Raw genomic sequence first — 26,866 nt, 5'->3', positions numbered from 1 at the left:
GCAATCGCGGGCGCGGGTCGTGGCACCATCGACGCGGTGGTGACGGGTGATTCGAGAGCATGACGGAACGATCGCGGCGGGGGCCCCCGGGAACGGGCGCGCCCTCGTAGTCGAGCCCTCACAACCACTGCGGGTGCACCGATCGTCCGATTTGATCCGGGTCCTGCTCGGCGTACTCGCGCTCGGCGTGGTCTTCTTCCTGGCCAGCATCGCCCGCCAGACCACCTCCGGCCTCGAGTCGGACATCGTCCGCGGCGCCCAGAACAGCACGCCGCACCTGTTGCTCAACCTCTCCGGCGGGGTGTTCGCCGTCGCGGTGCTCGTGGTGCCGGTGGCGTACGGCATCGAACGCCTGGTCAGCCGGGACGGGTTGCGGGTCGCCGACGGCGTGATCGCCGCCGCGGTGACCTATCTGGCCTCGCTCGGCCTGGACTGGTGGATCACCGGCCCGGGCCCCGAGGCGCTGCGCGACGCGCTGACCCGGCCGCTGCCGATCCCGCAGATCGGCCGGACCGATCCGGTGCACGGCTACCTCGCGCCGATCGTCGCCTACGTCACCGCGGTCGGCCTGGTCCGCAGGCCACGCTGGCAACTCGTGGTGTGGACACTGCTCCTGCTGAACGCGGCGACCGTGCTGGTCGGCGGCTACACCACGCCGGTCGCGCTGCTCACCAGCGTGCTGTTCGGCCGCACCATCGCCTACGCGACGTTGTACGCGGTCGGCCTGCCCAACACCCGTCCCCCGGCCGAGTCGGTGGTCGCCGCGCTGCGCCGGTTCGGCCTGGTCGCGCTGTCCTGCGTACGTACCGACGACGGCCCCGAGGAGACCCGCCGCTACGCGGTCCGGCTGGCCGACGAGCGGGTCCTCGACGTGACCGTGCTCGACCGCGACCAGCAGGCCTCCGGCGCGATCTACCGCTTCTACCGCCTCCTGGTGCTGCGCGGGGTCACCCAGCGGCGCACCGTGTTGTCCACCCGACGGGCGCTGGAGCAGGAGTCGCTGATGGCGTACGCGTGCGCCGACGCGGGGGTGCGGGCGCCGCGCCTGGTGGCCACCACCGAGGTGGGCCCGGACGCCTCGCTGCTCGCCTACGCGCACGTGCCCGGTCGCACCCTGGACACGCTGGACGACGAGGAGATCACCGACGAACTGCTGGCCCGGCTGTGGGAACTGCTCGGCCTGCTCCAGGCACACCGGCTCACCCATCGGCGCCTGGTCGCGGAGAGCGTCCTGGTGGACGGCAACGGCGAACCGTGGCTGGTGGACCTGCGGGCGGGCGAGATCGCCTCCGGCGACCTGGCGCTGCGGATCGACACCGCACAACTGCTGACCACGGTGGCCCTGCGGGTGGGCGAGGAACGCGCGGTGCACACCGCCGCCGAGGTGCTCGGCGCGGACACCGTCGCCGCGTGCCTGCCCCTCCTGCAAAAGGTCGCGCTCAGCCGGAGCACCCGCGCGGTGTTGCGCCGGGACAAGAACCTGCTGTCCCGGATCCGCGAACAGATCCTCGAACTGCGCCCGCAGGCCGAGGTCGAGCCGGTGCGGTTGGAGCGGATCCGGGCCCGCACCCTGGTCACCGTGCTGGCCAGCGCGTTCGCCGGCTACTTCCTGCTGTCCCAGCTCAGCCACGTCAACCTGGGCGAGATCTTCAGCAGCGCCAACTGGGGTTGGGCGGCGATCGGCCTGCTGGCCGCGTCGCTCAGCTACGTGTGCGCCGCGCTGATGCTGCTCGGCTTCGTCCCGGAACGGCTGTCGCTGTTTCGCACCAGCATGGTGCAACTCGCCGGTTCGTTCGTGAAGTTGGTCGCACCGCCGGCGGTCAGCGGCGTCGCGCTGAACACCCGCTACCTACAGAAGGCGGGCATCCCACCGACGCTGGCCGCGGCCAGCGTCGGGGTGTCCCAGCTGGGCGGACTGGTCTTCCACGTCGGCCTGTTGGCGTTCTTCGGCTACATCGCGGGCACCGCCGAGACGCCGTCCTTCGCCCCGTCGGGCGCGGTGATCGCAGGTCTGCTGATCCTGGCCCTGATCACGCTCCTGGTGACCGCCGTACCGCCGCTGCGCCGCTGGATCGTCAAACAGCTGCGCCAGCTCTTCTCCGGCATCGTGCCGCGGCTGCTCGACGTGCTCCAGACCCCGAAGAAGCTGGCCGCCGGGCTGGGCGGCACGGTGTTGCTCACGCTGTCCTTCATCCTGTGCCTGGACGCCAGCGTGCGGGCCTTCGGCGGCTCGGCCAACTTCGCCGCGATCGCGGTGGTCTTCCTGGCCGGCAACGCGATCGGCTCGGCGGCGCCCACCCCGGGCGGCATCGGCGCGGTGGAGGCGGCCCTGATCGCGGGCCTGACCAGCACCGCCCGGCTCCCGTTCGAGACCGCGACGGCCGCCGTCCTGCTCTACCGCTTCCTGACCTTCTGGCTCCCGGTCCTGCCCGGCTGGCTGGCCTTCACCCACCTGCAACGCAAACAGGCGATCTGAGCCCGGGTACGCAAAACGCCGGACGGACCGAAATCGGCTCGCCCGGCGTTGCGGGAACTCGCGGAGGCCCGAAAGCCCGGCCGGCTAATAGACCGGCTTCTCCGGCTCGATCTGGTTGACCCAACCGATCACGCCGCCACCGAGATGCACGGAGTCCTTGAAGCCCGCCGCCTTGAGCACGGCCAACACCTCGGCCGAGCGCACGCCGGTCTTGCAGTTGAGCACGATCCGCCTGTCCTGCGGCAGGTCCTCCAGGGCCCGGCCCATCAGGAACTCGTTCTTGGGGATCAGCCGCGAACCCGGGATCTTGACGATCTCGTACTCGCCCGGCTCACGAACGTCGATCAGGTCGATGTTCTCGCCCGCGTCCAGCCATTCCTTGAGCTGACGGGGGGTGATCGTGGAGCCGAGCGCGGCCTCCTGGGCCTCCTCGGACACCACGCCGCAGAACGCCTCGTAGTCGATCAGCTCGGTGACCGTCGGGTTCTTCCCGCAGACCGCGCACTCCGGGTCCTTGCGGACCTTGACCGTGCGGTACGTCATCTCCAGCGCGTCGTAGATCATCAGCCGGCCGACCAGCGGCTCACCGATGCCCATGAGCAGCTTGATCGCCTCGTTGACCTGGATCGACCCGATCGACGCGCACAACACGCCGAGCACGCCGCCCTCGGCGCACGAGGGGACCATCCCGGGCGGCGGGGGCTCCGGGTAGAGGCAGCGGTAGCACGGCCCGTGCTCGGACCAGAACACGCTCGCCTGACCGTCGAAGCGGTAGATCGAACCCCACACGTACGGCTTGTTCAGCAGCACGCACGCGTCGTTGACCAGGTAGCGGGTGGCGAAGTTGTCCGTGCCGTCCACGATCAGGTCGTACTGCCCGAAGATGTCCAGCACGTTGTCGGCCTCGAGCCGCTCCTCGTGCAGGACCACGTTCGTGTAGGGGTTGATCTCCTTGACCGAGTCGCGCGCGGACTCCGCCTTGGACCGCCCGATGTCGCTCTGCCCGTGGATGATCTGACGCTGCAGGTTGGACTCGTCGACGGTGTCGAACTCGACGATGCCGAGCGTGCCGACCCCCGCCGCGGCGAGGTACATCAGCGCCGGCGACCCCAGGCCACCGGCGCCCACACAGAGCACCTTGGCGTTCTTCAGCCGCTTCTGCCCGTCCATCCCGACGTCGGGGATGATCAGGTGGCGCGAGTAACGACGAACCTCGTCGACGGTCAGCTCGGTGGCCGGCTCGACCAGAGGTGGTAGCTGCGACACGGAAACTCCGATGGTCGGACTGTCTATCTCGGCTCTTTTCCTACCGCAACAGTGCCACGCACGTCCCGATTCCCGGGCACCGGGTCCGGTCCGTGAGACATGCGCACGGCAACGCCGCCGGGCCCCTTCGACCGGGCCCGGCGCGGTTGCTTCGAACTACCTGCCGGGCTTGCCCGACGGGTACGGCCACGGGTTGGCCTCGCAGGTCTGGCCCGCCATCGCGCCGTCCCGCGCCACCCGGGTCTTGGTCTGCTGCATCATCACCGGCGCCAGATCGGCCCCGATGCCGCCCGCACCACACGCGTATTCGTGGTTGTGCCCGAGCCGGTGGCCGACCTCGTGGTTGATCAACATCTGCCGGTAGCCGACGATGTCGTCCCCGTAGGCGGTCGAACCCTGCGCCCAGCGCCACGCGTTGATCATCACGTACGGGGTTCCGTAGGCGTCGCACGAGACATTGTCCGTGCGGGTGTCGCCGACGATCGGGCCACACGCCTTGTGCACCGTCTCGGGGCTGGACAGGCGCACCACGAAGTTCGCGTTCGGCGCGTCGGTGCGCTCGAACGTCAACCCGCCGCTCGCCCAACTGCGCTTGTCGTTCAGCGTCTTCTGCACGGTCGTCGCGAACAACTCGCCGTCGAGTTGGAGTCCCTCCTCGATCTGGACCGCGTAGGTGTACTTACGCCCACCACCGGGCGCGGCCTCCTTGCCCGGCACGGTGTCGAACTTGCCGCTCAGCCCCAACTTCGGATCCAGCGGGAAACGCACCGTCAGCTGGTCGGTGGTGGTCGGCGACTGTGGTGTGGGCAGCGGCAGCGAGGAGGCGCCGCCCTGCTGCAACGGGTCCCGGTCGGTGGAGCGCGACGGGGCCTTGTCGGTGGGTCGGGTGCCGTCCCCCGGCGCGGCCTGGTCGTCGCCGGCCGCCTGGGTGGACGAGCCCTCGTCGGGCATCTGCAAGACGACCGCGCCGGCGAGCACCGCGCCGGTGACCACCACACCGCCCGCCGCGACCAGCGTGCGCCTGCCCTTGCGCGGCGCGGGCCGGTTCGCCCGGCGGGTCTGTGCCCGCCCCTTGGGCGGGACGCCGCCGGCGTCCGGCTCGAAGCCGGGCTCCGGCTCGGACTCCTCGCGGGCCGCCAACTCGGCGTAGTCGTCCACCGGTTCGGCGGCGAAGGACAACTCTTCCGGTGCGAGCTCGGGCGCCGAGGCGGCCCACGGCTCGGCCTCCATCGGATACTGCCCGGCCCCGGCCGCGTGCGCGGGCTCCTTGGGCAGTTCGTACAGCGCGTCCGCCAGCGGGTCCTCGACCGGCGCCACGACCGGGTAGGCGCCCGACGTGTCGTAGCCGTAGCCGACGAAGCTCTGCGGCTCGAACGTGGTGGTGTCGTAGCTCGGCGCAACGGGCGCCTCGACCACCGCATGCATCCCGCTCGGGTAGCCGTCCGCCGCGTAGAGGTCGTTCGCGTAGCCGACCGCCGCGTAGCCGCCGGTCGAGCCGGCCACGCCGAACGTCCCGGTGTCGAACGAGCCCGCGCCGCCGAAGCCCGACGCGGCGAAGGTGTCGGTGCCGAAGCCGTCCACGCCGAAGGTGTTCGCCGGGTAGCCGCCCGTCGCGGGTTGCGCGCCGTACGGCTCCAGCGGGTCGTCCCAGTGCGCGGGCTCGCCGGGCATGGTCCCGGTCGCCGCCCACGTGCCCGAGTCGGCGGCGGGCGCCGGGTGCTCCCAGCCGTAGCTCCCGGTGTGCTGCTGCGGTTCGGCGTAGCCGTAGCCGTAGCCCGGGTCCGCGGAATAGCCGTGTTGGCCGGTGTCCTGGTCGACGTACCCGGTGCTATACGACGGGTCGGCCCCGCCGGCGGCCCAATCGCCGCCGTAGCCGTCCTGCTGGAGCTGTCCGTAGCCGGCCTGCTGCGGCACCGCCGCGTAGCCGCCGGAGAGCCCGTCGTCCGGCAGCGGTTCGCCGCCGTACTGCACGCTCGTCTGCACGCCCGAGTGACGTCCCATGAGTCTGCGTTCACCCCACCACGTTCGACGGCGATAGGGCCCCGTCGAGAAGTTCGCGGAAACCCCGGGCCACCACGCGGGGGTGTTCGAGCATGGCCACATGCCCGGACTCGGGGACCATGATCAGGCGGGCATCCCGGAAGGTCTCGGTCGCGCGTTTGGCCATGCGCGGGTCGACCAGCTTGTCCCGGCGGCCGTAGACGAGCAGCGTCGACGCCCGCACCTCGGCCGCCTGCCGCCAGAGGGCTCGCTCGCCGCGCTCCAGGTAGGCCCCGATCACCGACCGGGTCGAGTGCGAGAACGCGTCCATCATGTACGGCAGTTCGAGCCGGCGCCGATATTCGGCGGCGGCGTCCGCGAAGGCCTTGTCGCCGACCGAGCGCGGGTCGCCGTACATCGTCGCGATCGACATCCGGGTGCGGGCCTCGGGCGTCATGTTGCGACTGAGCCGCAGCAGCGCGCGGCCCACGCCGGGCACCCCGAGCAGCGCCGTCGGCAACACCGAGGGCCGCACCCGCAGATCCGGCAGCGCGGGCGAGATCAGGGTCAGCGTGCGCACCAGATCCGGTCGCCGAGCGGCCAGCCGAGTGGCCACCGTGCCGCCCATCGAGTTGCCGAACACATGCACCGGGCCCTTGCGCAACGACAGGATCGCCCCCTCGACCGCGCGACAGTGCGCGGAGATCGAGTAGTCGCCGCCGTGCGGCGGCGGCGAGTGTCCGAAGCCGGGGAGGTCGATCAGCTCCACGGAAAGATCCGACCGCAGTTCCGCGGCCAGTTCCGTCCAGTTCAACGAGGAGCCGCCGAGGCCGTGGATCATCATCGCGGGCGGCAGGTCGGGATCGCCGAGCGCGTCGCGGCGCACCACGATCTCGCTGCCGGTGGCGACTTCGACCGTACGCGCAGGCCAAGGCGTGGTGTCGGGGTCGCCGGCGGGGCTGAGGATCGTCACGGTGGGCAATATTACGAGATGATCACTGAGACGGAAGGGCGGATGCCTCGGCCGAACTCGCTCGGTCGGGCGGTCTCGACTCTTATGCCCTGTTTCATGACGTCACTCTAAACGCTGCGCACATCACGTTTCGACATCGATCCCGAATGTTCGGCAACGGATCCGAGGCGGACCATGGACTTGCGGGCCCGTCGCATGACGGCGGACCGCGCGGGCAGGGAGGCCGTATGTACCGAAACGACGATACCTCCGAGTTCGAAGACGTCACGGTCGGTGACGCCCGAGTGGACGACGATACCGCGAACGACCCCGAGATCCCGGTCACCGACGCGGTCGAGCAGCACACCGCGGTGGCGCCGGACGACGGGGACGAGGACGACGAGTGGGCGCAGGTGCCCGACGAGGTGGACCCGGCGGACGCCGGCGAGCAGCGCCGAGGAGTCGGGCGCGCCGGCGACGACGACTACCGCTGACCGCCCCCGCACAGGGCTCACGCAGGGGTCCCACGCGCCTCGCGCGCCCCCTTGTGGGGTTCGCCGAGGGCGCGGGATCCTGTTTCGTTGCGCCACGAAACTTACGCCCTGGGTTACCCGAAAGTAGGATGACGTGGTGGAGAGACCCGCCGGATCACCGAATCATCCGGCGCCCGCGACACGTTGAGCGACACCTTGAGGAGCCCCGTGACAGCCATCCAGGATGCGGATCCCCGTCCTCGCGGTACCCGGCTGCCCCGGCTCGCGCGCAGGACGCAACTCCTCGGCGCCGCCCAGGAAGTCTTCGTCAAGCAGGGCTACCACGCCGCCGCGATGGACGACATCGCCGAATGCGCCGGCGTCAGCAAGCCCGTGCTCTACCAGCACTTCCCCGGCAAGTTGGAGCTTTACCTGGCGCTGCTCGACCAGCACTGCGAGGCGCTGTTCGCGGCGGTGCGGCGGGCGCTGGAGTCCACGCACGACAACAAGCTGCGGGTGGCCGCCACGGTCGACGCCTATTTCGCCTTCGTCGACGACGACGGCGGCGCGTTCCGGCTGGTCTTCGAGTCCGACCTGACCAACGAGAGCGCCGTGCGCGAACGGGTGGAGCGGGTCAGCGAGATGTGCGCCGAGGCGGTCAGCAAGATCATCGCCGAGGACACCGGCCTGGGCCAGGAGGAGTCGATGTTGCTCGCCATCGGCCTGACCGGCATGGCGCAGGTGACCGCGCGCTACTGGATCGCGCGCGGCGCGACCATCCCGCGCGACACCGCCTCGCTGCTCGTCTCGTCGTTGTCCTGGCGCGGCATCTCCCGCTTCCCGCGCAAGGACGACCCGCCGCACTGACCGCGCCGACCTGCGCATACGGCCGCGCCGGCGATCTTGTTCCCGTCCGGCGTTCGCGTTCGGCGTACCCGTCATGGCATTCGGTGACCCCGGCTCTCGACTAGCCTGCTGGGGTAGGTACGGCCCGCGGTTGTCGCGGCGCCGATCTCCAGAATTTCAAGGCCGGAGGGACAGCCGTGGAGATCAAGATCGGCGTACAGCACGCCGGGCGGGAGCTGGTGCTGGAGAGCACGGACAACCCGGAGGACGTCGAGCGGGCCATCGCCGACGCACTGTCCGGCGCGTCTGCGCTGCTGTCCCTGACGGACGAGAAGGGCCGCCGGGTGATCGTGCCGGCCGACCGGCTCGCCTACGTCGAGATCGGCGAGTCGTCGGCCCGCAAGGTCGGCTTCGGCGCGACCGCCTGAGTCCGCGCGACAGTCCGCGTCCGAAGGCGGGTGGATCCGATTCCGGATCCACCCGCCTTCGGCCCTTTCCGGGACGTGCTGCCCGAGTGGCGTCGACGGGTCAGGACGCCAGCCCGAGGGCGGCCATCCGGCCCTGGTGCGCCTCGGTGATCCGGTTGAACATCCGGCCGATCTCGGCCAGGTCGAAACCGGGACCGGCGCCGCCGCCGATCAGCATCGTGGACAGCGCGTCCCGCTCGGCGGCGACCCGCTGCGCCTGGCTGAGCGCCTCGCCCATCAGCCGCCGGCCCCACAGCGCGAGCCGGCCCGCCACCTTGGGGTCGCGCTCGATCGCGGAGCGCACCGCGCCCACCACGAAGGCCGAGTGCCCGGTGTCGCGCTGTACCTCGACGATCAGATCGCGACTGACCTCGTCCAGGTGCGCGGCCACCTCACGATAGAAGTCGGCCGCGATGCCGTCCCCGACATACGCCTTGACCAGACCCTCCAGCCAGTCGGCGGGCGCGGTGTGCACATGGAACTGGTCCAGCGGCACGACGAACGGGTCCATCGCCTCGGCCGGGTCCGCGCCGAGCGCAGCGATCCGGTCGCGCAGCAGCGTGTAATGGTGGAACTCGGCCACCGCCATCGCGCCGAGCGCGGCCTTGTCGTCCACGGTCGGCGCCATCTTGGCATCCTCGGCGAGCCGCTCGAAGGCGGTGATCTCGCCGTACGCGAGGACGCCGAGCAACTCGATCACGGCGACCCGCATCTCCCCCGTCGGCTGCGTACCCTCGCTCATGTCCACCCCTTCGCTCCCTGCCGCCGCCCCAGTGTGCACAAGTACGCAGCGTAGTGAGCGCGCCTCGGTCACGGTGGCATCACGTCCGGGCGGACTCGCCCATCTCCGGACAAGCAGTAATGAGCATCACCCCACCGGCCGCACGCCGCCGGGTATGGTGGTAGTGAACGCGGATGCCCGGTCGGAGGACGACTGGCTCCGACCGACCCGCTCGGGTGGCCGCCCGAAGGCGAGAGGTCCCGTGCCGCGCCCCGCAATTTCGGTGGGCGCCACGGTCTCGACCCGCTTTCGGTAAGGACGGCCCCCAACACACAGAAGAGGCTGGACCCCTGACAACTTTTCGTGAACTCGGAGTACTTTCGGAAACCGCCGAGGCACTCGAAGCCCTCGGCATCGTCGAGGCTTTTCCCGTCCAGGAGATGACCCTCCCGGTCGCCCTGTCCGGCAACGACGTGATCGGCCAGGCCAAGACCGGCACCGGCAAGACCCTCGGCTTCGGCATCCCGCTGTTGCAGCGGATCGTGGTGGCGGCCGACATCGAGGCCGGCCGCGCGCCCGCCGGCACCGTTGCCGGCCGCACTCCGCAGGCCCTGGTCGTGGTTCCCACCCGCGAGCTGTGCGTGCAGGTCACCAACGACCTCCAGGCCGCGGGCAAGCTGCGCAACGTGCGGGTGCTGGCCGTCTACGGCGGTCGGGCCTACGAGCCGCAGATCGACACCCTCAAGAAGGGTGTCGACGTCGTGGTGGGCACCCCCGGTCGGCTGCTCGACCTGGTCGGCCAGGGGCATGTGAACCTGTCCGAGGTCAAGATGCTGGTCCTGGACGAGGCCGACGAGATGCTCGACCTGGGCTTCCTGCCCGACGTGGAGAAGATCGTCGAGCGGCTGCCCGCGCGTCGCCAGACGATGTTGTTCTCGGCCACCATGCCGGGCCAGATCATCACCCTGGCCCGCCGCTACATGAGCCGTCCCACACACATCCGCGCGTCCGAGCCGGACGACCTGGGCGCCACCGTCAAGTCGGTCCAGCAGCGCGTCTACCGGGCGCACGGGCTGGACAAGCCCGAGCTGATGGCCCGGGTGCTCCAGGCCAACGGGCGCGGCCTGGTCATGGTGTTCTGCCGGACCAAGCGCACCGCGGCCGACCTGGCCCAGGGCCTGGCCGAGCGCGGCTTCGCCTCGGCGGCGGTGCACGGCGACCTCGGTCAGGGCGCGCGCGAGCAGGCGCTGCGGGCGTTTCGCAACGGCAAGGTGGACGTGCTCGTGGCCACCGACGTCGCGGCGCGCGGGATCGATGTCGAGGGTGTCACCCACGTGGTGAACTACCAGTGCCCCGACGACGAGAAGACCTACCTGCACCGGATCGGCCGGACCGGTCGCGCGGGCGCCTCGGGTACCGCGGTGACGCTGGTCGACTGGGAGGACATCCCGCGCTGGAGCCTGATCAACAAGGCGCTCGACCTGGGCTTCGCCGACCCCGTCGAGACCTACTCCACGTCGCCGCACCTGTTCACCGACCTGGACATCCCCACCACCGTGGGCAGCGTGCTGCCGCGCGCCGACCGTACCCGTGCGGGGCTGGGCGCGGAGGACGTCGAGGACCTGGGCGAGACCGGCAAGAACAGCCGGGGCGGCTCGGGCCGCAAGAGCGCGGGCGGGCGCAGCCGCAGCGGCCCGGCCGCTTCGGGGCCGGCGGCATCGGGACCGGCCGCGGCCGACACCGAGGTCGCCGCCGACCCCAGTCGCCGTCGGGCACCGGGCTCGCGGCGCCGCCGTCGGGTCAACGGCGAGGCCGGGGAGGGCGTGGCCACGGTCGCGCCGACCGCGACCTTCGTCGAGCCGACCGCGGTCCCCGCGGCGGTCGCCGGCTCGGCGCCCGCCGACGGCCCGGCCGTGGATTCGGACGCCGACGGCGACCGCGCACCGCGGCGTCGCCGCCGCCGCACCCGCCGCCGCCCCGAGGGCGCCGAGGCCGGCACGGTCGCCACCGACGAGGGCTGAGCAGGACCCGCCGGCCAGAGGTACGCACGGCCTCCGGCGCGAAGCACGGACCACCACGTCCGGGCCTCGCGCCGGGGGCCGTTTCGTTGTCCGGAAGGGCACCAGGGCCTGGGCCGGCCGGGCCGGGTGCCCCCGCCGACGTGAGCCGGGCGGACCCGAATACTCGGCAGGCGGAAGTGCGGATGATCACGTGGGCACCTCGATGGGGTCCTTCCCCTCCCCGACAGACGCCACGGCCTGGGCCGCCGCCGACGAGGGCTTGGCGGGGCTGAGCGGTCGGCGGGCCGGAATACGGGCGATCACATCCGGGCCTCGCGCCGGGGCCGTTTCGCTGTCCCGGCGGAGACGCCGAGGCCCGTGACGTCGCCACCGACGAGGGCCGGGCGGGCCCGGTAGCTCGGCGGGCCGGAGTGTGGGTGATCACGTGGGTGGCTCGTGGCGGGAGGGCGTTGGCGTACCTGTGGGTAAGTAGGCTCGAAGGTGTGAGTACGCCACGCTTTTTGACCTTGCCCGGGACCGTCCGCTCCCGTCGCCTGGCGACCGGGCGCGGAGGATTCGCCGTTCTGGAGGGCACGCCGCCGGCCGCCGGGGGCGTCGTCGGCACCGCCGTGTTGGTGCCCGGGTTCACCGGCAGCAAAGAGGACTTCATCGCGCTCGGCGACCCGCTGGCCCGGCGCGGATTCCATACCGTGGCCCTGGACCAGCGCGGACAATACGAGAGCGCGGGCCCCGCCGACCCGGCCGGCTACACCCGTGACGCGCTCGTCGCGGACGTGCTGGCGGTCGCCGACGCGGTGTCCCCCGATGCGCCGATCCACCTGGTGGGCCACTCGTTCGGGGGCCTGGTCGGCCGCTCGGTGGCGCTGCGCGCGCCGGCCCGGCTGGCCTCGTTGACCCTGATGAGCACCGGGCCGGCGGCGATCTGCCCGCCCGAGATCGACCGGCTGCTGCTGCTCGAGGAGGTCCTCCCGGTGCTCACCGGCCAGGAGGTGTGGGACGCGATGCAGGCGGTCGAGCAGGAGGGCGGCCTGCGGCCCCCCACCGACCCGGCGATCGCCGCGTTCGTCCACGCCCGCTGGCTGGGCAACACGCCGGCAAGCCTGTCGGCGATGGCCGAACAACTGCGTACCGAACCCGACCGGGTCGCCGAACTCGCCGCGCTCGTCGCCGCCGGGCTGCCCGCCCTGGTGGTCTCCGGTACCGAGGACTACGCCTGGCCGGTGCCCTGGCAGGCCGACATGGCCGCCCGCCTGGGCGTCCCGCACGTGGTCGTCCCCGACACGTTCCACTCCCCCAACGTGGAATCCCCGGAGGCCACGGCGACCGTGTTGGCCGACTTCTGGACCCGGGTGGGGGCGTAGGCGGAGCGGGCCTGACGCCGGTGCCGGGCACGGCACCGGACGCCGCCGGCCCCGGACGCCCGACGAAGGGTGTCCGGGGCCGGCGGCATTCCGCGCCACGCGACGGGGTCAGGGCACCAACAACACCGGGCACACCGAGCGGTGGGCGACCGTGTCGCTGACGCTGCCCAGGAACAGGCTGGCCACGCCGCCGTGTCGGCGGGCGCCCAGGACCAGCAGGTCGGCGCCGAACGCGCGGGCCTGGTCGAGGACCGCGTTGGGCACGTCGCCCCGGACGGTTTCCTCGGTCCAGCCCTCGACGTTGGTCACGCCGGCCGCCTTGAGCGTGTCGACCGCACTCGTGACCACCTTGACCGCCGCATCGGCCGTCTCGTCCTCGACCACTCCGCCGACGCCGCCGCCGTCCACCACGTCCAGGGTCTGCACATGCAGGACCCGAATGGCGCCGCCGGTGGCGACGGCCAGTCGAGCGGCGTGTGCCAGGACGCCGTCGGCCTCGGGCGTGGAGTCCACCGCGACCAGAATCCGCTCGTACATGTCGTGCACTTCCTTTTCCACGAGTGTCACCGGTTCCACAGGTCTCAACGGTCCTACCGGTGTCCAACCATTTGTACTCGCCCCGCCGAGTCACGCCGCCGCCGGGACCACCTGCACCGGGTGCGCCGTCGGCGTGGTGTCGCGGTGGTCGACCGCGGCCAGCGTGCGGCGCGCGCCGTAGAGCACGGCCGCGGCGAGCACGCAGGCCGCGCCGGCGACCAGGAACGGCACGTGCACGTCGAAGTGCTCCTCCAGCTTGGGCGCCAGGAACGGCGCCGCGGCGGCGGCGAACCAGCGGACGAAGTTGTATCCCGCACTCGCCACGGGTCGCGGCGAGTCCGAGACTTCGAGCGCCAGCTCGGTGAACACGGTGTTATTGATACCGATGAAGGCGCCCGAAACGATGACCCCGATCACAATGACCGTCTTCGAGCCGTAGGCGAGCACCGCCAGGTCGGCGGCGAACAACAGCAGGCTCACCGCGGCCACATGCGCGGAACCGAATCGGGCCTGCAGGCGGGGTGCGATCAACACCGAGGACACCGCGAGCAGCACACCCCACGCGAAGAACACCGCTCCGCTCCGATACGGGCTCATGTCCAGCACGAACGGGGTGAACGCGAGCACCGTGAAGAAGCCGTAGTTGTAGAAGAACGCCCCGGCCGCGGTGGTCGCCAGGCCCTTGTGCCCGAGTGCCTTGAGCGGGTCGAGCAGGCCGATCTTCCGTTCCGGTCGCGGTTGTTCCTTCAGCAGCCCGACGATCAGCGCGAAGCCGATCGCCATCAGCGCGGCCGTGCCGTAGAACGGGTAGCGCCAACTCGCGTCGCCGAGTACCGCGCCGAGCAGCGGCCCGCAGGCCATGCCGAGCCCGAGCGCGGATTCGTAGAGCAGGATCGCGGCGGCCGAACCACCGCTCGCCGCGCCGACGATCACGGCCAACGACGTGGACACGAACAGCGCGTTGCCCAGCCCCCACCCGGCCCGGAACCCGACCAGTTCGCCGACCGAGTCGGAGGTGCCGGCCAGTGCCGCGAAGACCACCACGAGGGTGAGCCCGAGCAGCAGGGTCCGCCGACCGCCGATCCGGCTGGAGACGAAGCCGGTCACCAGCATGGCCACCGCGGTGATCAGGAAGTAGCTGGTGAACAGCAGCGACACCTGACTCGGCGAGGCGTCCAGGCCCTTGGCGATCGAGGGCAGGATCGGATCCACCAGGCCGATGCCCATGAAGGCGACCACCGCCGCGAATGCGGTGGCCCACACCGCCATCGGTTGCTTGAGGATGCCGCCCTGCCGCGGGGCGTGGTCGGCTCGGGTGTCGCCCCGGGTCGGCCCGCTGTCGGATTGCGACCGCATGCGAGACCTCCGAACTTCATCACTTGATTACTTGATCACTTCAGTACTCGGCACCTCAGTGCTTGTTAGCTTCGCTAATTAATGTAGCTTACATCTATCTGGTCGGCAAGCAGCACCACAGCAGAACGGAAGAGCCGGAACAAGCGCGGCTCAGCCCTCGATCGACTCCGTGCCGGACAGCCCGAACTCCTGGTTGAGCCGGTCCCAGAAGCCGTTGCGCAGCGCGCGGCGCAGCTCCTCGTGCGGGCGCAGCGAATACTGCAGCACGCTCTCCGCGTCCACGAGCAACCCTCGGTCGATCGCCTGCGGCAACATCGGGCCCGGCATCAGGTCGGCCAGGTTCTCCCGCCCGCGCACCACCAGCCAGCGCTTGGCGATCTCCTGGCCGATCCGCCACGCCTGATCGGCGGTCGGCGGCCCGCCGGGCTGCACGCCGAGCCCGCCGGCGTGCGACGGCGGCAACATCACCGGCGTTACGCACGTCTCGCAGAACTCGCGGTGCAACATCCGGGTGACATCGGCCTCCCACACCAGCGGGTCGGCCTGATTGGTGCCATACGCGGGCTCGACGCCCCACAGGTGCACCCGCACGCCGTACGACTGGGCCGCCTCGACCGCCGAGACCAGGTCCTCGTCACCGCTGATCACCACCGCGTCGTCGATCGCGTGGTTGCGCGCGAGCGATTCGAGGTCGCTGCGGATCAACGAGTCGACGCCCTTTTGCTGGTTGTGCGCGTTGAGGTTGCCGAGCCGTACCTTGACATCCGGGAGTTCGGCGATCTGGCGCTGTTCGACGGTGTGCACCCGCTCGCGTGCGCCGTCGTACCAGTAGACCCGCAACAGCCGGCCCTCGGGAAAGACCCGGCGCGCCTCGTCGATCAGGCCGGTGATCAACTGTTCCGCGTCCACCCGGAAGGCCCGGCGCTCGGCCGAGCCGGCCACGAGCAGGCCCATCGCGGCGTAGACGTAGCCGACGTCGACGAACAGCGCGTGGGTGCCGAAGTGCAGGGGCGGTGAGACGGACCGGACCAGTACGGCCGGGCGGGTGAACGCCTCCGCCGGGTCCGGCAGCGGTCCGGGGGCGTCCGCGAAGCCCGCGACCGGGTGGTCCTCCGCCGGACCACCGTGCTCGGCGCCGAGGTCCTCGCCGGATTCGTGCACCACGGCGCCGAATGCGGCCGTCGCGCCCGTCCGGAGGTCGTCCTCTCCCGGATCGTGCAAAGTCTCTCGTCCTCCCGTGGCGAATGTCGGATGTGTTCAGACCGCATTGTCCTATGCCGGTCGCCGTCGCGTCCTCGCCGCTCGCCGCACGATGCCGCGTCATGCGTCACGTGTCGGCCGGGGAAAGTCGGGAAAGGAACATTTCAGTCATGGGAATGCTATCGGTGTGACTGCTGTTGTTCAGGACGGTGCCGGTTGTGACCCCTGTGGGTCCTGTCCGATCCGAATGGATCCCGGCGCCCAATCCTTGTAGACGGGGGCGTGATCGTGTGTCGGGTCCCCGTGCGACTTCGGACCGGAGGGAAGGGAGACGCGTATGCGTTACCGAATCACCAACCTCAGCCGAGCCCAGGAAAAGACCGGAACCAACCCGGTCAACTGCGCCGTCGACATCGACACCGTGCAGGCGGCCCTGAAACGGGCCGAAGCCTATGGTGAGCGTTTGTACATTCGCCCCGTCAAGGTGGCGGAAACCGGCTGAACAGGCTGTATCGGTTGGATCGGAATGACCCGAGGGCGCTCCCCCGTTTTTTTGGGGGGAGCGCCCTCGGCATGTCCGGGGCCGGCGACCGGAGTTGCTCAGTGGCCTCGGGCCACCCAGGCGTCGTAGTCGCCCGCCTCCGCGCCGATCGTCGTCTCGTCGCCGTGACCGGTGAGCACGCGCGTGCCCTCGGGCAGCGCGAGCAGGCGGCTCTTGATCGAATCGAGGATCACCGGGAACGACGAGAACGAGCGCCCGGTGGCCCCGGGGCCACCCTTGAACAGCGTGTCGCCGGAGAAGAGCACGGCCGGCTCCGGCGCGTACAGGCACACCGCGCCGGGCGCGTGCCCTGGCGTGTGCAGGACGCGCAGTTCGATCCCGGCGACGGTGAACCGTGCGCCGTCGGCCAGTTCGGCGTCCGGAGCGCGGTCGGAGTACACCGCGTCCCACAACATCCGGTCGCCCGGGTGCAGATGGATCGGCGCACCGGTCAGCTCGGCCAACTCGGCGGCGGCGTTGACGTGATCGTTGTGGCCGTGGGTGAGCACGATCGCGGTCACCGTACGGTCACCGATCCGGGCCGCGATCGCCGCCGCGTCGTGCGCGGCGTCCACGACCAGCACCTCGCGGTCGTCGCCGATCAGCCACACGTTGTTGTCCACGTCGAAGTCCTGGCCGTCCAGCGAGAAGACGCCCGAGGTGACCACCCGGTCGATGGTGATCCCCGTCCCGGCCCCCATCACAGGATCACCACCGAGCGCAGCACGTCGCCGTGGTGCATCTTCTCGAACGCGGCCTCGACGTCGTCGAGCGTGATCCGCTCGCTGACGAACGCGTCCAGGTCGAAGCGGCCCTGGCGGTAGAGGTCGATCAACATCGGGAAGTCGCGCGACGGCAGACAGTCCCCGTACCAGGACGACTTGAGCGCGCCGCCGCGCCCGAACACGTCGAGCAGGGGCAGTTCGATGGTCATCTGCGGGGTGGGCACACCCACCAGGACCACGGTGCCGGCCAGGTCGCGGGCGTAGAACGCCTGCTTGTAGGTCTCCGGCCGGCCGACCGCGTCGATCACCACGTCGGCGCCGAAGCCGCCGGTGAGTTCGCGGATCGCCTCGACCGGGTCGCCCGCCGTCGAGTTCACCGTGTGGGTGGCGCCGGCCCGGCGGGCCCATTCCAGCTTCCGCTCGTCCAGGTCCACCGCGATGATCCGCGCCGCGCCCGCGAGTCGGGCGCCCGCGATCGCCGCGTCGCCGACGCCGCCGCAGCCGATCACCGCGACGGTGTCACCGCGGCCGACATTGCCGGTGTTCACCGCCGCGCCGAGGCCGGCCATCACGCCGCAGCCGAGCAGACCGGCCGCGGCCGGGTCGGCCTCCGGGTCCACCTTGGTGCACTGTCCGGCGGCGACCAGGGTCAGTTCGGCGAACGCGCCGATGCCGAGTGCCGGGCTCAGTTCGGTGCCGTCCGCCAGCGTCATCTTCTGCTTCGCGTTGTGCGTCGCGAAGCAGTACTGCGGCCGGCCGCGCCGACACGCGCGGCAATCGCCGCACACCGCACGCCAGTTCAGGATCACGAAGTCGCCGACGGCCACCTCGGTGACCCCGGCGCCGACCGATTCGACGATGCCGGCGGCCTCGTGGCCGAGCAGGTACGGATACTCGTCACCGATGCCGCCCTCGCGGTAGTGCAGGTCCGTGTGGCACACGCCGCACGCCTGGACCTGCACCCGCGCCTCGCCCGGACCCGGGTCCGGCACCACGATGGTCTCGATCGAGACCGGGGCACCCTTGCTCCGCGCGACCACGCCGCGTACCGACTTGCTCATGTCCTCCGCCTCTCCCCAACCGGTCGATGTTGCGCTTGGCACCTTATGGCTTCGCCTCGATGAACCCCCGGATCCCGTCCGCGCACAGCTGTACCGCGATCGCGGACAGCAGCAGGCCGGAGAGCCGGGTGACCAACACCACGCCACTCTCCTTGATGATCTTGATGATGCCGAGCGAGAAGCGCATGGTCAGCCACAGCACCACGTGGATGGCCACGATCGCGGTCCACACGCCGACGTACTGCCCGGCGCCGTCCGCCTTCTGCACGCTGACGATCGCGGCCACGATGGCGCCGGGGCCGGCCAGCAGCGGGGTGCCGAGCGGGACGAGCGCGACGTTGACTTCCTTGTTCTCGGTCGGCTCCTCGGCCTTGCCGGTCAGCAGGGACAGCGCTACCAGAAGCAGCAGCAGGCCGCCGGAGACCTTCAGGGCCGGGATCGAGACGTGCAGGTAGTCGAGAATCTTCTGGCCGAAGAGACCGAAGACGGAGATCACACAGAACGCGACGGTGGCCGCCTGCCAGGCCATGCGCTTGCGCACGGCCTGCGGTCGGCCACCGGTGAAGCTCAGGTACAGCGGGATGATGCCGGGCGGATCCATGATCACGAAGAGTGTGACGAAGGACGAGCCGAAGATGGTGACGTCGAACCAGTTCATGGGGTGATGGGTCTTGCTCCTGTTGCCAGTTCCGCGATCGCCCCGTACGACTCAGGATCTGTAGTGATTTCTCCGAGATTGATCGTTTTGCGGGTGCCATGGTAGTCACTCGAACCGGTGGTGATCAGCCGCAGCTCTTTGGCGAGACCACGCAGGTGGACCCGCATCGCGTCGTCGTGGTCCAGGTGGTCCACCTCGACGCCGGCCAGACCGGCCGCCGCCAGCTCGGCGATCGTGTCGTCGGAGACGGTCCGGCCACGCTTGGTCGCGCCGGGGTGGGCGAAGACGGCTACCCCGCCCGCGCCGGTGATCAGCCGGACCGCGTCGACGGCGTGGATCTCGTACTTCGGTACGAAGGCCCGCCCGCCGTCCTTGAGCCACTCGGCGGTGAACGCGCCGGACACGTCCGCGACCACGCCCGCCTCGACCAGTGCGGTGGCCACGTGCGGGCGGCCCACCGCGCCGCCGGCGGCGATCTCCCGCACCCGGGCCCAGGTGATCGGCGCGCCCAGTTCGCGACAGCGCTCGACCATCGCCTCGGCCCGGCGGACCCGGTCGGTACGAACCAGCTCGCGGGCGCGGGCGAACTCGGGCTCGGCGGGGTCGAACAGGTAGGCCAACATGTGCAGGCTGATCCCGCCCTCGGCCACACACGAGATCTCCGCGCCGCGCACCAGGGTCAGCCCGGCGGGCAACGCCTCGACCGCGGCGGCCCAGCCCGCGGTGGTGTCGTGGTCGGTGAGCGCGACCACGTCGAGACCGACCGCGCGCGCGGCACGGACCAGTTCGGCGGGCGAGTCGGTGCCGTCGGATGCGGTGCTGTGGGTGTGCAGGTCGATGCGCACGCGGACCTCGTCTGCCGGGAGGGTCGATGGACGCTCCCGACCCTAAAGCGTGTCTTCAAGCCCCCGTGGAGCAGCCCGGCCGGCGGTTCGGGGCTCCGCTCGGTCAGCAGTCGAGCAATTGCGGGGACAACGCGCCGCACGGGAGGAGTTGCAACTCGGCGCCGGCGTCGCGCAGATCGGTGAGTACGACGTCGTCGTAGACCAGGTGGCCGGCCTTGCCCGGCCACAGGATGGCCCACAACCACAGGCCCATCGCCTCGCCCGCGTATACCGCGCGGTCGGCCGGCGCGTCGGTGACGCACCACAGCGGGGTCGGCCGGCCGGCCGCCATCACCTTCGTCGGCACGGACTTGACGAACTCGCCGCCCGGGTCGTGCCCGATCAACCCCGCGTAGCGGGCGCCGAGTCCGACACCCACCTCCTCGGCGACCAACACCAGTTCGCCGCGCCCGCCGAGCGGGGCGGGACCGGTACACGCGACCGCGACCGCACGCGAGCCGCCACGATCGTCGCCCGCGTGGGCGACGCCGGTGTAGAGCCAACCGACCGGCAACGGCCAGGGCAGCCAGACCGGTACGCGCGCTCGGCGGACCACGGCGTCCAACGCCTCGACGCTCGGCGGCACCACGGGTTGGAGCGGGGGCACGGCGCCATGGATCTCGCACTCCCACGTCTCCGAGAACAGACCCGGAGCGCGGACCCGGCCGCCGCAGCGGGGGCAGCTCGGCTCGCCCTTCATAGGACAAGACGGTCCACTGCGCGGGGCCTCGCGTCAAGGACGATCACTCCTTCGATGCGTTCACACGCCCGACCGGCGTACGACTGCCGCAAGCGCGCCGTGCGCACACGCTGCGCGCGCCCTGGGCAACGGGGCTGGGGTTGCGGGGAGGTGGGTCGGCGGGAGGTGGGTCGGCGGGGCGAGCGCCCGTGGGTACGGCGCTAAGCTCGGGAGGCATGCGGCTCATTCCCTGCGTCGGCGCGATCGTCCTTGATTCGGAGGGACGCGTGCTTGTGGTGCAACGCGCGAAAATGCCGGGCGAGGGACAGTGGTCGCTGCCCGGCGGGCGGGTCGAGGCGGGTGAGACCGACGCGGTCGCACTCGCCCGGGAGATGCTCGAGGAGACCGGCCTGGAGGTGACCGTCGGGCCGCTGGTCGGCTCGGTGCACCGACCCGCGCCCGGCGGCGGCACCTTCGAGATCCGCGACTACGCGTGCACTCCGCATGGCGGGACGCTGCGCGCGGGCGACGACGCGGACGCGGTGCGGTGGGTGGCGGCGGGCGAACTGGGTCGGCTCGACCTGGTCGACGGGTTGCTCGACGCGTTGTTGGAGTGGAACGTACCGGGGGTGGCGTGAACGGGTCTTCGGTATCCGGCGCACGGTTGTTGGTCGTCGGCTCGCTCAACGCCGACCTGGTGGTGCGGGTCGCCGCGCACGCCCGGCCGGGCGAGACCGTACTCGGTGGCGATCTGGTGGTACATCCGGGCGGCAAGGGCGCCAATCAGGCGGTCGCGGCGGCCCGGCTCGGCGCGGACGTCGCGCTGGCCGGACGGGTCGGCGACGACGGGCACGGCCGGCTGCTGATCGAGACGTTGCGCCGCGAGGGCGTACGCGTCGAGGTGACCCGGACGGTGGCCGGCGCCACGGGCGTTGCGTTGATCACGGTGGACGACGCGGGCGAGAACACGATCACCGTGGCTCCGGGGGCCAACGGCCGCTTCGGGCCGGTGGAGGTGACCGACCTGGTGCCGGCGATCGAGGCCGCCGCCGTGGTCTCGCTCCAGTTGGAGATCCCGCTCGACACGGTGTGGGAGGTGGTTCGGCGGTGCCGGGCGGCGGACACCCGGGTGGTGCTGAACCTGTCGCCGGTCGTGCCGAGGGAGGTGTTGCGGGCCGCGTCGGTGCTGGACGCGTGCGACCCGCTGGTACTCAACGAGCACGAGGCGAAGGCAACGACGGGCGCCGCGAACGCGCGCGACGCGCTGGCGGTGTGGCGCACGCTCGACCCGCGCCCACGTTCGATCGTGCTCACCCTGGGCCGCGACGGCGCGTTGGTCGCCGAGGGCGACGCGGAACCGGTACACGTGGCCGCGCCGAAGGTGGCCGCCGTGGACACCACGGGCGCGGGCGACGCCTTCACCGGCGCGTTGGCCTGGCGTCTGGCCGCCGGGGACGACCTGGTGTCGGCCACGCGGTACGCGGTCCGGGTGGGCGCGGCGGCGGTGCGGCGGGCGGGCGCCCAGTCGTCGTACCCGACGGCGGCCGAACTGGCGTAGCGCGGGCGGGTCGTACCGGATCGCATCGCACCGGTACGACCCGCCCGGGCTCAGTTGGCTCTCGGTCGGCCCTCGGTTGGCCCTCGGTCGGGTCTTGGTCGGCTCTCGGTCGGGTCTTGGTCAGCTCTCGATCAGCGCCGGGCGGCCCGGTTGTTCGCCGCCGCGCTGCTCGCCGTAGCTCTGCTTCGGGACCATGACCTTGCGCTTGAACACGCACACGAGCGTGCCGTCCTGCTTGTAGCCCTTGGTCTCGACGTATACGACGCCACGATCGTCCTTGGACTTCGACTCCCACTTGTCCAGCACCAGGGTCTGTCCGTAGATGGTGTCGCCATGGAACGTGGGTGCCACGTGTCGCAACGACTCGATCTCCAGGTTGGCGATCGCCTTGCCGGAGACGTCCGGCACGGACATGCCGAGCAGGAGCGAGTAGATGTAGTTGCCGACGACCACGTTCTTCCCGAAATCGGTGGTGTTCTCGGCGTAGTTGGCGTCCATGTGCAGCGGGTGGTGATTCATGGTGAGCAGACAGAACAGGTGGTCGTCGTACTCGGTCACGGTCTTCCCCGGCCAGTGCTTGTAGATCGCACCGACCTCGAACTCCTCGTAGTAGCGGCCGAACTGCATCTCGGTCCCCTCTCGCCTGGTGCCACAACATCGAACAGGACGTTCGCGTCCGACGGTCGTCGAGCCCGAGTCGGGTACCCGCCCCGGTGGGGTCGGGTGGCGACGGCTCGACGGGCGCGCCGGCGGATGGGTTCGAGGATAGGGAGCCGGGGGCGGGACGCAGTAGGGGGCGCCTCGTGACGTGGGTCATGGACGAGGCGGGTGGGTTCGCGTAGGGGGTGTCGCCGTTGGGACCGACCGCCGGTGCCGGGCCGGGCCGGGTCGGGTTGGTTGGTCGGTCGGCCGGGCGGGCGGGCGGCCAGCCGGGCGGGCGGCCGGCCGGCCCGGCTCCGGCGGCGATGAACCCTCGGGGCGGGCAGGGGCACATTGCCCTTGCCCGCCCCGAGGGTTCGATCCGGGCGCCGGTCGGCCCGTTCGGACCGGCCGATGCTTCCGGACGGATGCCACGGCGTCGAGGTTCAGCCGACCGCGCGCCGGATGACGATGTCGTCGAGCCGCGTGCGGGCGTGGACCTTGACCTTGTTCTCGAACGCGTCGGAGTTGTCCTGCGCGGTCAGGAGGTTGCGCACCGACCCCTTCGTGCTCTTGGCGTCCACCCAGGCGGCGGTGCCCTCGCTGATGCCGACCTCGATGCCGCCGGAGGCGTTCACCAGATCCGCCTGGCCGCGCGTCATCCGGCCGATCCGGATGGGGCAGTTGGCCGTCTTGACGACGACATTGCCATCGGCGCGATCGACGTCGAAGCTGCCGCCGGCGCTGCTGACGTCGACGTCGGACCCGGCGTGGCCGATCCGGATCTTGCCGGTCGAGCCCTGGTAGCTGACGGTGCCCCTGATCTCGCCGATCTGCAGCCCGGCCGTGCCGCCTTCGACGTTGGCGGTCCCGGCGACGTACCCGATCGCGATGTCACCGCCGGCGAGCTGCCCCCGCAGCGTGCCGATGCGGTCGAGTTGGATCTGCCCCGAGGACAGGCTCAGCTCGCAGTCGCCGAGCAGGCCGTCGGCGTGTACGTCCGTCCATGCCGTGTTCAGGACCAGCCTGGATCCGGCCGGCAACTCGATCGAAATGGCGACGGAGCCGCTTTTTTCCCCCGCCTTGGTCGTCTGAATCGACAGTTCGCCGGAGGAGAAGTCGACCTTGGTGCCCTCGGCCACCTTCACGTCCGACTTGTTCGTCCTGTTGAGGGGCTCGACCAGCACCACCGTGTCCGACCGCTCGCTTGCGGCGAGCCGCACCCGGGCGCCGGCCGTGGCCAACGTGACATTGATCGGCTTCGGCGTGGCGAAAGTAGGCATGACAAATCTCCCTTTGTTGTGTGCATCCGGTCGAGCGTGTGTCGTCGAGCGCGCGTCGTCTCGTACGTGTCGTCTCGTACGTGTCGTCGAATATGTGAAGCGCTGGTTGGCGGGCGGCTCAGCCGACCCAGCCGATGAACTGCCCGTCATCGCGCCCGCGCTGTCTTCGCTGGTCACCGACGAGCGCGGCGCCGACCACCCGGACCAGCCAGGCGTTGGTCGACAATCCCTCGTGATCGGCCGCTGCTTCGATGCGTTGCTTGAGTTGTTCCGGCGGCCGGAAGTTGATCCTCGATATGGCGCCGTCCCGGCCGGTGAGCACAGGCGCTGTCAGCGCCGGATTCGGTGCGGGCCCGTCTCCTTCGGTCTCCCCATCTCCCGGTGTGACCACGAAGAACGGGTCACAACCGCGCAGCCGAACCTCAACCGAACCAGTGGCCATCTCCCGGGTGATCTCATCCGCAGCCGCCGACAGGGCGTCGAGCAGGGTCAACCGGGTGGCGGACGCGACCGACGCTGCCAGGCGCTCTGCCGGCACCGTCGCCTCGCCCGATCCGGCCACCGCAAGAAGCTCTTGGCGAAGGCTTTCGGTGTATGGCGTGAGGTCCATGCGCCAAATCATGGCGCCATCTCGGCGCCATGTCAAGACATCAGTGCCAGGATGGCGCCATATTCGGCTCAGGCGTGCGCCAGCGGCCGGGCCACCGTCGGCGAAGGGCATGGTGAGGTCGACCGGGACACCGATCACGCGGCGCACGCTTGGGGCCGCGGAAGCCCGCCGACATCCCGAACTTGGCGACATCGAGGCAGTCCGTCCGCTCCTTGGCTGCCGGAGGCGCCGGCTCAGGCCGACGTGGACATCGGGTGCTTGGGTGCTTGGGTGCTTCGGGCGGGGGCCGGCGCTCCAGGAGGGCGTCGAGGGCGCGGACCCGGGACTGCTGCGGCGAACGCTCGTGCGCGAGCCTGCCCTCGGCCGCCAAGACAACGAAGCCGGAGACACGCTCACGGTACGTCCGTACTGTCCGGGCCGAGCCCGGCACGGAACCATCCGGACACGTCGAAACCGTGCGCGCGTCGAACGCTTGCGAGATTGTCAAACCCCGGCGCCCACCCCGGCGCCGCTTCGCCCTGCGGGGCCGCGAGTCCGGCACGGTTCTCCGTCCGGCCGAGCGGGCCAAAGCCGGCGATCCCCCTACCGGATGCGGTGATGATCCGGACAGGGCCGCGCCGAACCCACACGAGGTGCGCCGAAAGCCGGTCGGATGCCGTGTGTCCTGCTGTTGCGAACGAGCGCCCTGCCTCAGGCAGTTGCGGACTCGACGCAGTTGCCGCCGGTGCCGCGGGTGCCGCCGCTGCGGCTGCTCGTGCGCGGGCGTTGCTGACCAACTGTCATCCGGACCCGAACTCCTGCAGGATTTCCGCGCGGAGCTGTCATCCCTTGAGCGTGCGCACGAGTTCGGTCCACGAGGAGGAGCCGACTTCGAGGTGACCGCGGGCTCGGTCTTTGGTGTCCCGAATGCCGGTGGCCGCTTGGAGGGGGGCCACCTCGACACAATCCTGGTTCGCGTGGGATCGGGTGCTCTTGCGCCAGGCGTTCATCGCAAGGCTCACAGGCTGTCCAATCTCGTCGTGATCAACGAACGCGTGTCGTGTTCGGCCGGCGCGCGCTGTTCAGAGGACTTCAAGTGCCGACGGTACCGCTGAATCGAGCGTTCGTCGCTGCCTGGTTGCGCGCCCGACTGGTATTCGAGGTGGACGGTCGGTGTGCCCAGAGCGGTGGATTCGAGGAGGGTGGCGGCCCCTGGCGCACCAGTTCGGTCCACGCTGCGGGGCCGACTTCGAGATGGCCCCCGGCTCGATCCTTGGTGTCCCGAATGCCGGTCGCAGTGGGAAGCGGTGCCACCTCTACACACGCTTCCTGGGCCTGCGAGCCGGTGGCCTTACGCCACGGGTACTGGTCGACAATGGTCACAACGCGTCCACTCTCTGCGAGATCATCTGCTTGAAGCGCCTTCTGATGCTGCGGTGTCTCGATAGAACGCGAGATCACGCCGATACCGTTTGACGACGCGCTCATTCCTCGTCAGCTGAGCGCCTGCCTCGTACTCCACGTACGTGACGGCTGTCGAAGGGGCTGGTGGATTCAGGATTGTGATCGCTCCCAGAAACGGCAACGAGCGCGCGGTGTAGGGCACGATCCGCAGGCTTACGTTCGGCAGTTCGCCGAGTTCGAGCAGGTGGCGCAGTTGCTGGCGCAAGGCTAGCCGACCGCAGAAGGCGTTCCACAGTGCCGACTCGGACAACGTCACAGTGAGTTCTGCCTGTCCGATGGTGACGACGTCCTGTCGCCGAAGGCGTACGGCCAGAAGAGCCTCGGCATCATCGGGGTCGGGCACGAACGCCGATCTCATGATGGTTTCGCGGGCGTACTCCGGAGCCTGCACGAGGCCCGGTACCAGAGTAGATCCGACAACCACGCTCACGACTTGCGATTCGAGGTGAATCAACTCTTCGTACTGGGTGCTCAGGACGGACTCGTACTGCGTCCACCACGCGTGCGGTCCGCTGGTGCTTTCCGCCCCGATTAGGCGCGCCAACCGCGCGAGCATCATGGGTGTCAGTTGCAGTGGACCGGTAAGCGCCACCACGTGGCCCCACGAGATCGTCATCAGGCCGGTTTCCAGCCGTGACTGCGTGGACTTGGCCCACCCCGCCTGGGTCGCTGCGGCGTCCACGGTCATGCCACGTTCGCGGCGCAACTCCCGCAGTATCCCGGCCGCACTCATGACGCGCTCCATGGGCGACGTCCCCTTCCGAATGCACTTGATGATGCGACATTGCCGGAACACGTGTTGCGTGCCAACGTGAGAATGTGACTACCAATGGCGACGGTGTCGCTGTAGGTAACGCTCACCCATGCTCTGGATGGAGAGTCACTCCCACGGCCGAAAGTCTCCAACTCCACTGAAACCGCCCGAGGTTAGCCCACTCCCCGAGCGCACGGACGCTTGGATTCGCGACGGTCATTCCGGGCTGCGCGAGGGATTGAATCCGCCACGACGCGACTTGTGCTCGCGTAGCCGTCTATGCGGCTCCGCCGGGCTCAGTCCGATGAACTCCCCTGATCTGCCGCTGAATTGAGGTCCAAGGGGAATCCCGGCGCTATGCGCCGGTCGGGCGTC

27 protein-coding genes are annotated in these 26,866 nt (G+C 70.4%); 9 read left to right on the top strand and 18 right to left on the bottom strand.

The annotated features are described in order from the left end of the window. Positions 1 to 133: 133 nt before the first annotated feature. Entirely contained in the window at positions 134 to 2,476 is a 2,343-nt protein-coding gene (locus ABIA38_RS30275; RefSeq protein ID WP_424642051.1) for a lysylphosphatidylglycerol synthase transmembrane domain-containing protein, read from the top strand. Positions 2,477 to 2,560: 84 nt separating this feature from the next. Here ABIA38_RS30275 and moeZ read toward each other — a convergent pair whose 3' ends face one another. The 3 genes from moeZ to ABIA38_RS30260 all read right to left on the bottom strand — a co-directional run bounded on the left by moeZ (position 2,561) and on the right by ABIA38_RS30260 (position 6,695). Then, positions 2,561 to 3,742 (bottom strand): adenylyltransferase/sulfurtransferase MoeZ, encoded by a 1,182-nt coding sequence (gene moeZ, locus ABIA38_RS30270; RefSeq protein ID WP_424642050.1) that lies wholly within the window; start codon positions 3,740 to 3,742, stop codon positions 2,561 to 2,563. Between the two features lie 156 nt (positions 3,743 to 3,898). Further along, complete coding sequence (locus ABIA38_RS30265; RefSeq protein ID WP_424642049.1) at positions 3,899 to 5,743, bottom strand: DUF3152 domain-containing protein; 1,845 nt, start codon at positions 5,741 to 5,743, stop codon at positions 3,899 to 3,901. 10 nt (positions 5,744 to 5,753) lie between these two features. Beyond that, positions 5,754 to 6,695, bottom strand: a complete 942-nt coding sequence (locus ABIA38_RS30260; RefSeq protein ID WP_424642048.1) for an alpha/beta fold hydrolase — start codon at positions 6,693 to 6,695, stop codon at positions 5,754 to 5,756. A 227-nt stretch (positions 6,696 to 6,922) separates the two neighbouring features. On the opposite strand from ABIA38_RS30260, the gene ABIA38_RS30255 reads away from it, so the two are divergent. The 3 genes from ABIA38_RS30255 (at position 6,923) to ABIA38_RS30245 (ending at position 8,421) form a co-directional block, all read left to right on the top strand. Next, complete coding sequence (locus ABIA38_RS30255) at positions 6,923 to 7,168, top strand: hypothetical protein (protein WP_424642047.1); 246 nt, start codon at positions 6,923 to 6,925, stop codon at positions 7,166 to 7,168. Positions 7,169 to 7,375: 207 nt separating this feature from the next. Next, on the top strand, positions 7,376 to 8,014 hold the full coding sequence (locus ABIA38_RS30250; RefSeq protein ID WP_424642046.1) for a TetR/AcrR family transcriptional regulator: 639 nt from the start codon (positions 7,376 to 7,378) through the stop codon (positions 8,012 to 8,014). A gap of 176 nt (positions 8,015 to 8,190) precedes the next feature. Beyond that, complete coding sequence (locus ABIA38_RS30245; protein WP_424642045.1) at positions 8,191 to 8,421, top strand: DUF3107 domain-containing protein; 231 nt, start codon at positions 8,191 to 8,193, stop codon at positions 8,419 to 8,421. Between the two features lie 100 nt (positions 8,422 to 8,521). Here ABIA38_RS30245 and ABIA38_RS30240 read toward each other — a convergent pair whose 3' ends face one another. Beyond that, positions 8,522 to 9,202 (bottom strand): ferritin-like fold-containing protein, encoded by a 681-nt coding sequence (locus ABIA38_RS30240; protein ID WP_424642044.1) that lies wholly within the window; start codon positions 9,200 to 9,202, stop codon positions 8,522 to 8,524. A gap of 419 nt (positions 9,203 to 9,621) precedes the next feature. Here ABIA38_RS30240 and ABIA38_RS30235 point away from each other — a divergent pair, with 419 nt between their 5' ends. Then, positions 9,622 to 11,202: a DEAD/DEAH box helicase gene (locus ABIA38_RS30235; RefSeq protein ID WP_424642043.1), complete on the top strand. Its 1,581-nt coding sequence runs from the start codon at positions 9,622 to 9,624 to the stop codon at positions 11,200 to 11,202. Positions 11,203 to 11,684: 482 nt separating this feature from the next. Next, positions 11,685 to 12,563: an alpha/beta fold hydrolase gene (locus tag ABIA38_RS30230; RefSeq protein WP_424642042.1), complete on the top strand. Its 879-nt coding sequence runs from the start codon at positions 11,685 to 11,687 to the stop codon at positions 12,561 to 12,563. A 108-nt stretch (positions 12,564 to 12,671) separates the two neighbouring features. On the opposite strand, the gene ABIA38_RS30225 is transcribed toward ABIA38_RS30230, so the two are convergent. From ABIA38_RS30225 to ABIA38_RS30215, 3 genes are all read right to left on the bottom strand, one after another. Continuing rightward, entirely contained in the window at positions 12,672 to 13,100 is a 429-nt protein-coding gene (locus tag ABIA38_RS30225) for a universal stress protein (protein WP_424642041.1), read from the bottom strand. A gap of 90 nt (positions 13,101 to 13,190) precedes the next feature. Continuing rightward, positions 13,191 to 14,369 (bottom strand): MFS transporter, encoded by a 1,179-nt coding sequence (locus ABIA38_RS30220; protein WP_424642140.1) that lies wholly within the window; start codon positions 14,367 to 14,369, stop codon positions 13,191 to 13,193. Between the two features lie 237 nt (positions 14,370 to 14,606). Then, entirely contained in the window at positions 14,607 to 15,677 is a 1,071-nt protein-coding gene (locus tag ABIA38_RS30215; RefSeq protein WP_424642040.1) for an NYN domain-containing protein, read from the bottom strand. Positions 15,678 to 15,993: 316 nt separating this feature from the next. Here ABIA38_RS30215 and ABIA38_RS30210 point away from each other — a divergent pair, with 316 nt between their 5' ends. Continuing rightward, complete coding sequence (locus ABIA38_RS30210; RefSeq protein ID WP_424642039.1) at positions 15,994 to 16,158, top strand: hypothetical protein; 165 nt, start codon at positions 15,994 to 15,996, stop codon at positions 16,156 to 16,158. Positions 16,159 to 16,256: 98 nt separating this feature from the next. Here the strand turns inward: ABIA38_RS30210 and ABIA38_RS30205 are convergent, their stop codons facing one another. From ABIA38_RS30205 to ABIA38_RS30185, 5 genes are all read right to left on the bottom strand, one after another. Next, positions 16,257 to 16,898: an MBL fold metallo-hydrolase gene (locus ABIA38_RS30205; protein WP_424642038.1), complete on the bottom strand. Its 642-nt coding sequence runs from the start codon at positions 16,896 to 16,898 to the stop codon at positions 16,257 to 16,259. After that, positions 16,898 to 17,983, bottom strand: a complete 1,086-nt coding sequence (locus tag ABIA38_RS30200) for an S-(hydroxymethyl)mycothiol dehydrogenase (RefSeq protein WP_424642037.1) — start codon at positions 17,981 to 17,983, stop codon at positions 16,898 to 16,900. Before ABIA38_RS30200 ends, ABIA38_RS30205 begins: the two co-directional genes overlap by 1 nt. 43 nt (positions 17,984 to 18,026) lie before the next feature. Then, positions 18,027 to 18,641, bottom strand: coding sequence for a MarC family protein (locus tag ABIA38_RS30195; protein WP_424642036.1), 615 nt, complete (start codon positions 18,639 to 18,641; stop codon positions 18,027 to 18,029). Beyond that, positions 18,638 to 19,486, bottom strand: a complete 849-nt coding sequence (locus ABIA38_RS30190; protein ID WP_424642035.1) for a PHP domain-containing protein — start codon at positions 19,484 to 19,486, stop codon at positions 18,638 to 18,640. The genes ABIA38_RS30195 and ABIA38_RS30190 overlap by 4 nt, the downstream gene beginning before the upstream one ends. A gap of 103 nt (positions 19,487 to 19,589) precedes the next feature. Next, entirely contained in the window at positions 19,590 to 20,225 is a 636-nt protein-coding gene (locus tag ABIA38_RS30185; RefSeq protein ID WP_424642034.1) for a DUF6758 family protein, read from the bottom strand. A 215-nt stretch (positions 20,226 to 20,440) separates the two neighbouring features. Here ABIA38_RS30185 and ABIA38_RS30180 point away from each other — a divergent pair, with 215 nt between their 5' ends. Beyond that, positions 20,441 to 20,842, top strand: coding sequence for an NUDIX hydrolase (locus ABIA38_RS30180; RefSeq protein ID WP_424642033.1), 402 nt, complete (start codon positions 20,441 to 20,443; stop codon positions 20,840 to 20,842). After that, complete coding sequence (locus ABIA38_RS30175) at positions 20,839 to 21,762, top strand: ribokinase (RefSeq protein ID WP_424642032.1); 924 nt, start codon at positions 20,839 to 20,841, stop codon at positions 21,760 to 21,762. The genes ABIA38_RS30180 and ABIA38_RS30175 overlap by 4 nt, the downstream gene beginning before the upstream one ends. 120 nt (positions 21,763 to 21,882) lie before the next feature. Here the strand turns inward: ABIA38_RS30175 and ABIA38_RS30170 are convergent, their stop codons facing one another. The 6 genes from ABIA38_RS30170 to ABIA38_RS30145 form a co-directional block, all read right to left on the bottom strand. Further along, positions 21,883 to 22,389, bottom strand: a complete 507-nt coding sequence (locus tag ABIA38_RS30170) for a MaoC family dehydratase (RefSeq protein WP_424642031.1) — start codon at positions 22,387 to 22,389, stop codon at positions 21,883 to 21,885. Between the two features lie 458 nt (positions 22,390 to 22,847). Next, complete coding sequence (locus ABIA38_RS30165) at positions 22,848 to 23,861, bottom strand: hypothetical protein (RefSeq protein ID WP_424642030.1); 1,014 nt, start codon at positions 23,859 to 23,861, stop codon at positions 22,848 to 22,850. Beyond that, entirely contained in the window at positions 23,803 to 24,294 is a 492-nt protein-coding gene (locus tag ABIA38_RS30160; protein ID WP_424642029.1) for a hypothetical protein, read from the bottom strand. Before ABIA38_RS30160 ends, ABIA38_RS30165 begins: the two co-directional genes overlap by 59 nt. A gap of 821 nt (positions 24,295 to 25,115) precedes the next feature. Beyond that, on the bottom strand, positions 25,116 to 25,283 hold the full coding sequence (locus tag ABIA38_RS30155; protein ID WP_424642139.1) for a DUF397 domain-containing protein: 168 nt from the start codon (positions 25,281 to 25,283) through the stop codon (positions 25,116 to 25,118). 82 nt (positions 25,284 to 25,365) lie between these two features. Then, the gene (locus ABIA38_RS30150) at positions 25,366 to 25,761 is read right to left on the bottom strand and encodes a DUF397 domain-containing protein (protein ID WP_424642028.1); all 396 of its coding nucleotides are present in this window, start codon (positions 25,759 to 25,761) and stop codon (positions 25,366 to 25,368) included. After that, positions 25,679 to 26,482: a helix-turn-helix domain-containing protein gene (locus tag ABIA38_RS30145; RefSeq protein WP_424642027.1), complete on the bottom strand. Its 804-nt coding sequence runs from the start codon at positions 26,480 to 26,482 to the stop codon at positions 25,679 to 25,681. The genes ABIA38_RS30150 and ABIA38_RS30145 overlap by 83 nt, the downstream gene beginning before the upstream one ends. Positions 26,483 to 26,866: the final 384 nt, after the last annotated feature.

Source organism: Embleya sp. AB8 (assembly GCF_049739465.1).
GTDB lineage: Bacteria > Actinomycetota > Actinomycetes > Streptomycetales > Streptomycetaceae > Embleya.
The sequence above is the reverse complement of the archived record's forward strand: the minus strand, read 5'-3'. Positions and strand labels throughout refer to the sequence as shown.